The sequence below is a fragment of the Pseudoalteromonas sp. S3260 genome, from assembly GCF_005886925.1.
Taxonomy (GTDB): Bacteria; Pseudomonadota; Gammaproteobacteria; order Enterobacterales; family Alteromonadaceae; genus Pseudoalteromonas; species Pseudoalteromonas tetraodonis.
In genome coordinates, this window is the sequence record NZ_PNCV01000050.1 from 1 (window position 1) to 3606 (window position 3606).

3 protein-coding genes are annotated in these 3606 nt (G+C 40.7%); 2 read left to right on the forward strand and 1 reads right to left on the reverse strand.

What is annotated here, in order from left to right:
- Positions 1 to 311: transposase (locus tag CWC14_RS09730; protein ID WP_138562637.1), on the reverse strand; the 311-nt coding region annotated here is incomplete at its 3' end.
- Positions 312 to 513: 202 nt separating this feature from the next.
- Here CWC14_RS09730 and CWC14_RS09735 point away from each other — a divergent pair.
- Positions 514 to 1173, forward strand: coding sequence for a c-type cytochrome (locus CWC14_RS09735; RefSeq protein ID WP_349654508.1), 660 nt, complete (start codon positions 514 to 516; stop codon positions 1171 to 1173).
- A 244-nt stretch (positions 1174 to 1417) separates the two neighbouring features.
- On the forward strand, positions 1418 to 3589 hold the full coding sequence (locus tag CWC14_RS09740; protein WP_138562639.1) for a M3 family metallopeptidase: 2172 nt from the start codon (positions 1418 to 1420) through the stop codon (positions 3587 to 3589).
- Positions 3590 to 3606 lie beyond the last annotated feature (17 nt).

Genomic DNA, 3606 nt, shown 5'->3' on the forward strand with positions numbered 1-3606 from the left:
TTTATAATGATCTTGCCGTGACCCGACACACTCATGAACAAAATATTCGTCTCACACGCCTTAGCAATACGGCGGCTGCTGATCAAACCATGTGCATAGCCGAGCAAAATAATCTTTAGCATCACTGAAGGTGGATACGCCGCCGCGCCCGTTTTATCATTGTTATACCACGCGTCAAAGCCCGACAAATCGAGTTTATTTTCGACAATATAACAAAGCGCATACTCAAATGTACCTGGCAATATTTGCTCAGCAAAATTGATTGGAATGAATTTATTTTGGCAGGATAAGTCAGGCTTATAGTTGGCCATAACAATTTACCGTGGGTGAATAATATCTATTAGATCACAGTAACCCTGTGGGTTCAAGGTTAAAAAATAATCAAGTGAAATGTGTAGAACCAGTTCCTAAAAAGAGTAATTCTACAACCTCAACACCCTAGTAACGCCCGCTATTAATGAGCTCGATGCCAGCCCTGAGTCGGATTTAATTCGTTATGGGCGCTTATTAATTATTGATACCTATAAACAACTTCCCAATAACGTAAATAATAAGCTCAATTGTAGCACTTGCCATCTTAATGAAGGGCGTGTAGCCAAAGCCGCGCCTTATGTGGGCATGAATGTGGTATATCCAAAGTATCGTTCACGTAATGCAAAAATAAACACCATTGAAGACAGAATTAATGGCTGTTTTCAACGCTCAATGAACGGTCAGCCACTGCCTACTAATTCAGTGCCTATGCAGGCTATTGTCAGCTACATGAACTTTTTATCACAAAATATAAAAAACAAAAACGATCTGCAAGACAACACAGGTTTTGTCACTATTAATAAAGAGCTAGTACCAAACGCCGATAACGGAAAAACTCTTTACGTTCAGCACTGTGCAAGTTGTCACCAACTAGACGGTCAAGGCTTATATCCTAATAATACTTACATGTTCCCAGCCATTGCCGGCAGTCAGTCGTTTAATGATGGTGCAGGTATGGCACGCACTTACACCGCAGCGGCATTTATTAAAGGAAATATGCCATTGGGCCAAGAAGGCATGTTAACCGAGCAACAAGCTGTTGATATTGCTTATTATTTTTCACATTTAGAACGCCCTATTTTTGCCAATAAAGCGGATGACTGGCCAAAAGGTGGCGCACCAAAAGACGTGCGTCGATAAATAACTAGATAGGTAAATAAATTAAGCATCGCTGGCGTATTTAAGTCACTCAACGCCCCTCCTATTTACTGCTTTATATTTTACTCGCTCGTCAAAAAATGCACTATGGGGCATATAACTTAACAGCTCGTCGCAGTTAATTCAGACTTTATCGCAACCTAAGTGTAGTTACATTTAAGTCAACGTACTCTTACTTGATTAATGACAAGGTAACGACTGGTTACAATAATAAGAGAATGTAAATATGAAAACTTTACTCGCCACGGCAATCAGCTCTGCGTTATTACTTTCGGGCTGCTCTGAGCCAAATGTAAACGCTGACAACAAACAGCAAACTACTGCGCAAAGTGTTTCAGCGCAAGCAAAACAAGCTACCAACCCATTATTAGAAAAAAGCACACTACAGTACGAAACCCCTGACTTTGCAGTCATCAAAGATGAGCATTTTTTACCTGCCTTTAATCAAGGTATGGCGCAGCAAATGGCGCAAGTACAAGACATTATTAATAATACAGCCCCTACGACTTTTGAAAACACCATCGTGGCACTTGAGCAAAGTGGCGAGTTATTAACGCGTACAAGCAGCATTTTTTACAACCTTGCAGGCTCTAGCTCAAACCCAGCGCGTCGTGAGCTTCAAAAAGAACTTGCACCAAAGCTTGCAGCGCACAGAGACAACATCTTTTTAAATGATGCGTTATTTAAAAAAGTAGCCACACTTTTTGAAAAAACAGACTCTTTAGCATTAACAGCGCAAGAAACACGACTATTAGACGTTTACTATAAACGTTTTGTGCGCTCAGGCGCTCAGCTTAATGATGAACAAAAGCAGCAAATACGTGATATTAACTCATCGCTATCAACCTTAACGACACAGTTTTCACAAAACTTACTTGCGCTAAGTAAAAGTAATGTTGTCATCGTAAAAGACCAAAAAGAGTTAGCTGGCTTATCGGCAGGTCAAATTGAACAATTTGCTAATGCAGCCACAGAAGCCGGCCACGAAGGGCAGTATTTAATTAAAATCACCAATACCACTCGCCAGCCTGTTTTAGCTTCATTACAAAACCGTGATTTGCGCGAGAAAGTGTGGCGTGCATCTTCAGAGCGCGCGCTAGATGGTGAATTTAGTAATCGTGACATTGTTGCGCAACTAGTTAAATTAAGAGCACAAAAAGCAAAGCTACTTGGCTACAACAGCTGGGCTGAATTTGGTTTAGAGTCGCAAATGGCTAAAAAAACACAAGCTGTATTTGATATGTTTGCTAGCATGGTGCCAAGGCTAACTCAAAATGTAGCGTTAGAAGCTGCCGATATTCAAGAAAAAATAAATGCATCTGCAGAGCAGTTCGAACTTAAACCATGGGATTGGTTATATTATGCCGAGCAAGTACGTCAAGATAAGTACAACCTTGATGAAAAAGCAGTAAAAGAATATTTTGAGTTTAACCGTGTATTAGAAGACGGTGTATTCTTTACCATGAATCGTTTGTATGGCATTACATTTAAGCCACGTAACGATCTACCTGTGTATCACCCAGATGTAAAAGCATATGAAGTATTTGACGCAAATGGTGAAAGCCTAGCTATCTTTTTTGCTGATTATTTTGCGCGTGAAGGTAAACGTGGCGGCGCATGGATGAGCTCGTTTGTTAAACAGTCTGGTTTGCATGGGCAAAAACCTGTTGTCGTGAATGTTATGAACATTCAAAAAGGCGCCAAAGGTGAGCCGACACTTATTAGCTACGATGAAACAACCACTATGTTCCATGAGCTTGGCCATGGCTTGCACGGTATGCTTTCAAAAGTAAAATACCCAACCTTATCTGGTACGTCAGTATCAAGAGACTTTGTTGAATTCCCGTCTACGTTTGAAGAAGATTGGGCAATGCACCCTGAAGTAATTGCTAACTATGCTAAACATTATCAAACAAGCGAGCCTATTCCGGATGAATTACTTGAAAAAGTAATTAAATCAAGAAGCTTTAACCAAGGTTTTGATACATTAGAGTATGTATCTGCTGCTTTATTAGATATGGAATGGCATTCATTACCAGCAGATGCCCCACTGCAAGATATTGAAAAATTTGAGCAAGATGTTTTAACAAAACACGGCGTTAACGTGCCATTTGTGCCGCCGCGTTATAAGTCTGCATTCTTTTCTCATTCAATGGGGGGCGGTTACTCTGCAGGCTACTATGCCTACATGTGGAGTGAAATTTTAGCTGCTGATGCATTTGCTTATGTACAAGAGCAAGGTGGCTTAAAACGTGAACTAGGTGACAAATACCGTAAAGAAATTTTAGAAGTCGGTAACTCGCGTGACCTGATGGAATCGTTTAAAGCATTTCGTGGCCAAGAGCCAGACACATCAGCCTTACTTAAACGTCGTGGTTTAACAGCCACGGTTGAATAATCGGGTAGCCGGAGGTC

What these genes read in the sequence shown, in the direction of transcription:
- CWC14_RS09740 (WP_138562639.1), top strand. Translation starts at nt 1,418, where the DNA reads ATGAAAACTTTACTCGCCACGGCAATCAGCTCTGCGTTATTACTTTCG.